General features: G+C 59.6%; 5 protein-coding genes and 1 pseudogene. 1 reads left to right on the plus strand and 5 read right to left on the minus strand.

The genetic code is table 11. The features are described from left to right. Window positions 1-461: 461 nt before the first annotated feature. From ABIB66_RS43185 to ABIB66_RS43200, 4 genes are all read right to left on the minus strand, one after another. Complete coding sequence (locus ABIB66_RS43185; protein WP_354212107.1) at window positions 462-1961, minus strand: porin; 1500 nt, start codon at window positions 1959-1961, stop codon at window positions 462-464. Window positions 1962-3496: 1535 nt separating this feature from the next. Continuing rightward, window positions 3497-3727 carry a hypothetical protein gene (locus ABIB66_RS43190; protein ID WP_354212105.1) on the minus strand — a complete coding sequence of 77 codons (231 nt, stop codon included), beginning with the start codon at window positions 3725-3727 and terminating at the stop codon, window positions 3497-3499. 198 nt (window positions 3728-3925) lie between these two features. After that, entirely contained in the window at window positions 3926-4135 is a 210-nt protein-coding gene (locus tag ABIB66_RS43195) for a septal ring lytic transglycosylase RlpA family protein (RefSeq protein WP_354212109.1), read from the minus strand. 133 nt (window positions 4136-4268) lie between these two features. After that, entirely contained in the window at window positions 4269-5243 is a 975-nt protein-coding gene (locus ABIB66_RS43200; protein ID WP_354212103.1) for a helix-turn-helix domain-containing protein, read from the minus strand. 435 nt (window positions 5244-5678) lie between these two features. On the opposite strand from ABIB66_RS43200, the gene fdhA reads away from it, so the two are divergent. Next, window positions 5679-6887: a formaldehyde dehydrogenase, glutathione-independent gene (gene fdhA, locus ABIB66_RS43205; protein WP_354212101.1), complete on the plus strand. Its 1209-nt coding sequence runs from the start codon at window positions 5679-5681 to the stop codon at window positions 6885-6887. A 265-nt stretch (window positions 6888-7152) separates the two neighbouring features. Here the strand turns inward: fdhA and ABIB66_RS43210 are convergent. Then, window positions 7153-7401 (minus strand): annotated as a pseudogene (locus tag ABIB66_RS43210) (IS5/IS1182 family transposase); the annotation flags it as partial. Between the last annotated feature and the right edge of the window lie 243 nt (window positions 7402-7644).

The raw sequence follows: 7644 nt of genomic DNA on the forward strand, positions 1-7644 counted from the left end.
GGGCCTCAAGCCCCCAATCCCTGCAATCTCAAATGCCGCCCCAACCGGAAAACTGACTCCTGCTCAATCGCTTAGAGCCTTGTTCACGGACGACTACTTAACAGTCAGCCAACATCTTCGACATAGCCGCGGGCGATCTCACTGCGCGGGGACCGTAATCTACGTTCGCTCGACATTCGGGGGTCATTTTGCCGCGCGATCAAAACGCACGCGACGATGTGTAGGATTGTTTCTTGGTCGCAAAGGCACGTCTCTCTTAGAGAGTGGATTGTATCGATCGTAGGTGCGCTCTCAATCTCTCAACAGAGGCCAGCGCATGCCTGAGCTTTGGAACAAATGGTACGATAGCTTGCTTCGGTCGAGGCGCTCGCCATTGTTGTCGTTATTTCCGTAGTGGCTGCTGGGGTTATTACGCCGTTTCCACGCGGCCCAATCAAGCCGGCGTGATCCGCAGCTGTCCTTCAGAAGCGGAAGCGTAACCCGACCGTCGGAGCGAGCGAGGCGCGGTTGAGGAAGCCGTTCGCGAGCCCCCCACTGACCTGCGACCACATCACGCCGGCATAGGCGTCGTACTTCTTCGCAAACTGCCAATCGACTGCGACAGAGGCGGCATTCAGGGTGCCACGGCAGTTCGCAAACGCGGCAGGGTTGCTGCAGTTGACGGGCGCACCAAAGGCCGGCTGGTTGTTGTAATAGTAGGCGCCGATCACGTGGAGATCACCGGTAAGTGCGTATTTCACACCGGTCCAGACTACATGGAACAGTTTGTCGCGGCCGCTGAACGCGGTGTTGTTGATGTTGGTGTTGTTGGTGGCCGCGCAGCCGGCGCAGACGAAGTCTCCGCCGATATCGATGAAACCGGTTCCGGGGGCGAAGGGATCGCTGGGCGGCGCATAGCGGATGAATTCGTATCCGCCAAACAGCTGCCAGGGCCCGCGCGTGTATTTACCGACCAGCATTACGGCCGAGTTGTCGGAGAGCGTGGCGGTCAGAACCTGCGGCAGCCCCGCGGGCAACGTATTGCCGGCCAGCCCGATCGCCACGGCATTCTGCGCGTAGCTGCCGATCGCGTCGAGCGAAAGCTTGCCTCCGGCGAGGTTGACGTCGCCGCCGACCTGGAGCTGGTAGGTGCCGGTCGCGGCGTTGTTCAGTTCGTAGCCACCGAATTGCCAAAGTGCCGCCACCCTGAACTGGTCGACGTCGACCCGATACTTCAGCGCCGTGCTGTGCCGGCAGGTCTCGGTGTTGCCCGCGCCGCAGGTCAGTCCCTGCCAGCCGAGCGGCGAAAAGGCGTATGAAGCGCCCATCGGGTCATAGGCAAAAACCGCGTCCAGCGTGAGCGCGTTTTGCCGGAAAAGCGTCAACGTGCCGTAGGGAGAGCTGACGCCCGCGTAGCCCACGGAATTATAGAATTGTCCGGCCCGGCTGGAGTCGGCATAGGAGTCCTGGCTGGTGAGCGGTATGCCGGCATTCTGCGCTACCGAGTGCGGCCCGTTAGGAAAACGGAGCGAATAGGGATCGAGCCCGGCCTGCAGATCGAAAATGAAATCCCATCCGGGCGCGAACGGTTCCTTGCCTTTGATGCCGATGTTCGACTGGCTCAAGCCGTTCGGCCCGAGATCCCAGCGCGGGCGGTTGCTGTACCTCTGAACGAGATAGTCCACGCCCGGGGCAGATGTCCCGCTGAACGGCGCGCCATGGCTGCGCCAGCTCACGCCGGTGTCGACGATACCGTACACGGTGATACCGCTCGAAGCCAGCGCGCAGCTCGTCAGGAAAAAGTCCTCGATGCTCCTGCACGCCGCCGGCTGTGAGGTCACCGTCGCGGGGGCGGCAGATCCGGTCTTTGTCCCTATGGCGTCGTGGGCCGATGCCGCGCACCCTGCGGCAGCGAGGATCATCGCTGCGGCCATCGTGACTTTTTTCATGGCTCCTCCGACGACGTTGATATGCACGTTCATGTGCTGTGCCCGGCTTGCCCCCGGTTCTGGAACTTGGATCACGACCGGATCGAAGCAACGCTACCGCACGGATCGTTCGGCGTAAATTGCAGGCGGGCTAACACCGATTGGTGGCCTCCAAACGACCGACTGGTTCCGTGGTCGCTTCAAAGTATCTTCTGCTCATGACGCCAGCGACGTCCGCATAGGGTCGAGGGACTAAACCGCTCGCGCGGTAGAACGCCGCGGCTGGCGACACGGCGAAGCAATAGGCGACAGCTCATCGTGACGAGCGGGGCAATTGGTGCGTAGCTGGCGACGATCCGATGATCGAGGACGTGCTGATCTGGAAGTTCGTGGCGGAGCACCAACCATTGCACAAGAGCCAACTCGAATCCTCGATCGCGATTGTGTGCAACGTCGCGCTAGTTGGACCCCGTCCAGGAATTTCGACGTAAGCAGACTTACAAATGCGGTGATGCTCTTGACGAGCAGCTCGAAACAGTTTCGGCTCTGATAGCTCCGCGGGCTTTCCAGCCGCCAGAGATCAGTTTGCCTCATGGCTTTCAAATATCGAGGAGCTCACGTTTAGATTGTGTGGTGCGGTATTTTTGCTATAGCCAAGCCATTGAAAGTACACGTGCCGCCAAACATTAAATCCCCACAGGCGATCGTCCTAATCGTCTGAAGGTTGTTTGACGCGACTAGCTCGATCACGCGGCATCGACCTACGTCCCCCCAGCGCGGTTTCCTCCTTTGGAGGCTTTCGGACGCCGGCCCCCGTGTGCGCGGCAACACCGTCATGGGGCCGGCATCCGAAACCCTTCACACCAGGCGACTTCGTCGATTTGGCGGCTCTTGGCGCATAGCAGACTAATTTGCCACGATTTCGCGTTATTGAAAGCGAGAGGATATCCACTCCTCCAAACTCTGGGCGCTAAACCCTCGCGAAGACGTTCATTTCTCGCAAACCTTGGACGGCTCTAGAAACAAGCTACGGCAAGGAACTGCGGTAACTCCGCCAAATCCGATACGTGATGCGTCTATGGGCATCCGCCTGCATGAACTTGAATGTCTTTGTCCTGCTTTGGCTCTCGCGACTTCGGCAGGCATAGTGTCCTTTTGCACGGCTCGCGCCGCTCGACTGCGAATACTTTCTGCACACGCCGGTTTTAATTGGTAGCTTCTAAAATCTTCCTTGCAGTCGCGCTTCGTCGCCGTTCGTGCTCGGAAGGTCGATTCCCCACGGATTCAAAAGAGCTGCCAGCCTGCACGCAGGATGCAAGTTAGATCAAGATTTCAGACCTCGCTGGGCGTCACCGATCTCGATTTTCGCCGACGTGAAAGGGCGCGGGAGCAGTTGGATCATCGCGGCCAACTGGGCTCAGGCCATGGTGTAAAGACGCAGCCCTGCGGAAAGGGCATCGTGAGCCGCAGCCGCGCCCTCTAATGCTGTGACATACCGGCCGGCACGATCAGGACCTACAAGGCCGGCACGTAGGGCAGAGGGCTCCGGCGAATCGTCGAAGCACGGTCCCGCATTGCAGAGCTTGGGACTAGTTAGACGGCAGCCGAAGCCAAAGGTCATTGCTGGACAGCGTACTGGCCGGCGTGGCTACCTCCATATCGACAACGCGAAATGAGCCGGGCTCATCATCATACAGGTAACGAAGATGCCAGACCGGGCCAAGTTCTGGTGTAATGGCGAAGTCATCTAAGGCACTCGCGACGTATCGAGCGGCATCGCGATGTGCTATCGGCGCGGAGAACATCGTGTCCATCAGCATGGCGAGGCTCATACCTTCCTGGAGCATGGTTCGCGCAACTTCGTCTCCGTTGACGAGCCTAAGGGCCGATACGAGAGCCGCGATAGCGTCAGGGTTCTTTAGAGACACGGCAGATTCGTTTCACGCCAAAACCCGGACTGTTGACGTAAGGGCGCGTGGGCGGCGGTTACGTGCTTTCGCAGGGCCAATGCACGTCTGCTACAACACCTCAGCACGAACTTGAGCAACGCCACGATTTGTAATCCCCAAGCTGCGCGCGGCCGCCAGCGAGAGGTCGAGGACGCGGCCACGGACCCATGGTCCGCGGTCGGTGATACGAACGACCACCGACTTATTCGTCTCAAGATCAGTGACGCGGACTCTCGTGCCGCTCGTTTCGAGACGCGTGTTTCGAAGATCAGAGGAAATCGCGCCTGCTGCCGATCGGCAGCAGGCAGATCGCTACGTCCTTCTAAGATGTCGTTCGCGAGCCGCATCGCGCGCCGCAAAGGGCGGCCCAGTCGGGGTGCGCTATCGCGTGGGATCCGGAACCCCGCCCACTCTAATCGAGACGGCGACGGTAATAGGTCGGGGTTTCGCCGGTCAGCCTCTGAAACGCGGTGGTAAATGTGCTGGTATCGCTGAAGCCGACCTCAAGTGCAATTGCCGTGACCGACTGTTCGCGATTCGCCAATAGCTGCTTGGCCCGTTCGATTCGGCGGGTCGCGTGATATCGGTGCGGCGGCACGCCGAAAGAACGCTTGAACGAGCGGGAGAAATGATACGGACTGAGCCGCGCCAAATCGGCCAGTGCCACAAGCGGAATATCGTCCGCGACATGCGCCTCGATATAGGCGGCCACCCGCTTCTGTTGCCAGGACGCAAGGCCGCCCCGACCGACCGGCTCGTGGAGCTCCGTATCAGCGTTGATGCGAACGAGCTCATGCGTCAGCATGATGCCGAGTGCTTCGGCGTATTGCCGATGCACCGTGTCCGCGTTCTCGATTGCGGACTTGAGTTTGAGCGCGGTTTGCCAGAGATCGCGATCGTAAAACAGCAGGCGGGGCTTGAATTCGATCTCCTCAAACCGCAGCTCGGGATCGGCGAGAAGCCCGCGCGGATCAATGTAAAAGCAGGTTGTGTGCGTCAATACGCGCGGTTTCTGCCATCCGCGGAAGTCGCGCCCGGCGGGAACAAAAGTGAGCTTGTGCGTGCAATCGCGCAAGGTCGACCGCGGCAGGCCTTCAACAAAGGACTCGCCATCGAAGCGCTCGGCGACGTCTGTCGCAATGAGCAGATGCCATGGATTTCGAAATCCGTACTCAAATTGCGTGTGCCGGGTGATCTGGACCGTCTCTCCGCGAAACCCCGACCAATTCGAGGAACGGCGCTTGGCGATCTCAGGCGGGGAAATATTGACGAGCGAACGAGTTTCAAAAGTTGTTTGCGGCCATCCCGGCGGGTGCTCGGCGATCGAGCCTCGGGCAGCTGGAAGTGCAGCGGGTTGATTCAAGGTCGATTCGGCGGAGCTGGCCATTATTCGATCTGACTTGCTTTGATACCGTCCAACCCCAGACGTATTAGTAGGGCGGTCGCGACGACGAACAAGATGTGAAGTCGGCTCCGCTCACGCGGAGTTGAGACTCGACCGTCACGATCGATTGAGGTTCACGTGTTTAGCCCGCAATCGTCGAACGAAGCCGCGGCAAAGCCCCAGCGCGCGAATTTGCCACAAGATCAAGGCGTCGAGACATTGGCAAGTTGCGACGGACAATTGACGCAACAAAAAGACGCTATGCAAAATAGAATTATCGCAACATTGGGGTAATTCCAGCAAGACGGCCAAAGTAGTCTTCAAGATCGTCCATACCTCGAGGATGACCGGGACCATCTGCGCGCCGAAGCGCCTGCGTCCAGCAGAAAACCTATCGCGTCGACATGACGCACAGCGTGAGACCTAAGGAGATTGCAGATGCCTTCCAACTCCAATCGTGGCGTCGTTTACCTCAAGCCCGGCCGCGTCGAAGTCCAGAACATCGATTTTCCGACCTTCCGCAATCCGGCAGGAAAGACGATCGATCACGGCGTCATTCTCAAGGTCGTAACGACGAATATCTGCGGCTCCGATCAACACATGGTGCGCGGCCGCACGACAGCGCCGGCCGGCATGGTGCTCGGGCACGAGATCACCGGTGAAGTAATAGAGAAGGGCCGCGACGTCGAATATCTCAAGATCGGCGACTTGGTGTCGGTTCCTTTCAACGTTGCATGCGGACGGTGCCGGACCTGTCGAGAGGGCGACACCGGAGTCTGCCTTCACGTCAACTCCGACCGCGCCGGGGGCGCCTACGGATATGTCGATATGGGGGGATGGATCGGCGGTCAGGCCGACTACGTCATGGTGCCCTATGCCGACTTCAATTTGCTGAAGTTTCCGGACAAAGCTCAGGCGATGGACAAGATCCGCGATCTGACCTGCCTCTCTGATATTCTGCCGACGGGGTTTCACGGCGCTGTCACCGCCAAGGTCGGCGTCGGATCGACAGTCTACGTCGCCGGGGCAGGGCCGGTCGGGCTTGCGGCGGCCGCGGCCGCACGTATCCTTGGCGCGGCAGCCGTGCTGATCGGAGACATGAATAAGGAGCGGCTCGCTCACGCCAAGAAGGTCGGCTTCGAGCCCATCGATCTCACCAGGCACGATCGTCTCGGCGAACTCGTTGCTGAGGTCCTCGGCGTACCAGAAGTCGACTCCGCGATCGACTGCGTCGGCTTTGAGGCGAAAGCGCAAGGAACAGACGGCAAGGTGATCGAAGCGCCTGCCGTCGTGCTCAATAGTCTGATGGAAATCACCCGGGCGGCCGGCGCGATCGGCATTCCCGGCCTCTATGTGACCGACGATCCTGGCGCGAAGGAGCAGGCTGCCAAACACGGCAACCTCAGTCTTCGCCTCGGTCTTGGCTGGGCAAAATCGCATGCGCTCCATACCGGCCAGACGCCGGTGCTCAAATACAATCGGCAGCTCATGCAGGCGATACTTTGGGACAGACTGCCCATCGCCAAAATCGTAAATGTCAAAGTGATCGATCTTGAGCAGGCGCCCGCAGGTTACGAATCATTCGACGCCGGCGTCGCAAGCAAATTCGTTATTGATCCACACCGGCAACTCTCCAGAGCAGCCTGAACAAAGTCGGACTGGGCGCATCGCTGCGTCAGTTCCCGCAACAGCATCGTGGACCGAGCAAACGTGCACGGTGTGTTGCCGACCGGCAACGAAGCAATTTACTCAGAACATGAGACATTAGCCTTCCATGGCCTCATTGCACCGGCGGCCCAGCGCGGCTCGGGTGCGGCCATCCGCTTCCGCGATCGACCGGGTTGGAGTCAAGTACTTTCGGGCATCTACCACCACACCGTCAATGTCTCTCCGGACTAGGCGTTGCGGACACTTATCGCATCCATAAGACGATGCCTGCGAGAGTGACGACAGCAAGGTAATTTCGGGCGGTCTTTTCGAAGCGGATTTCTACGCGGCTGAATTGCTTTAGCTTCGAGAAGCAGCATTCGACGAGAGGGCGCTGGGCATAGAGATGTATGTCGAGCGGATATTTGAGCGCCCGTGACGGGTTGTTGGAGATGACGGCGATCGCCCGTTTGGCGGCCATGGCTTGGCGCAAGTGATCGGCGTCATAAGCGAGCGCGTCCGGCGCACAGTCGGCATTGACCAAAGCGAAGGCCGACCTGTGAGAGTGCCGCACTTCCGTAAACCCGCGCGTCGACCTTACTGCTGTTTTTCCCAGAACGACAACAGCCCTTGCGAAGTGGCGCCTCCTATCACGCAGGGTGTACCGACGGCAACCTGGCCAAGGGCTGCCGCCGACACGCAGCCGAGGGCGATCGCGCCAACGCCGACCTGGCCCCACAAATCCAGATTGCGGCGC

Origin of the sequence: Bradyrhizobium sp. F1.13.3, from assembly GCF_040548265.1 — a bacterium.
Lineage (GTDB): Bacteria > Pseudomonadota > Alphaproteobacteria > Rhizobiales > Xanthobacteraceae > Bradyrhizobium.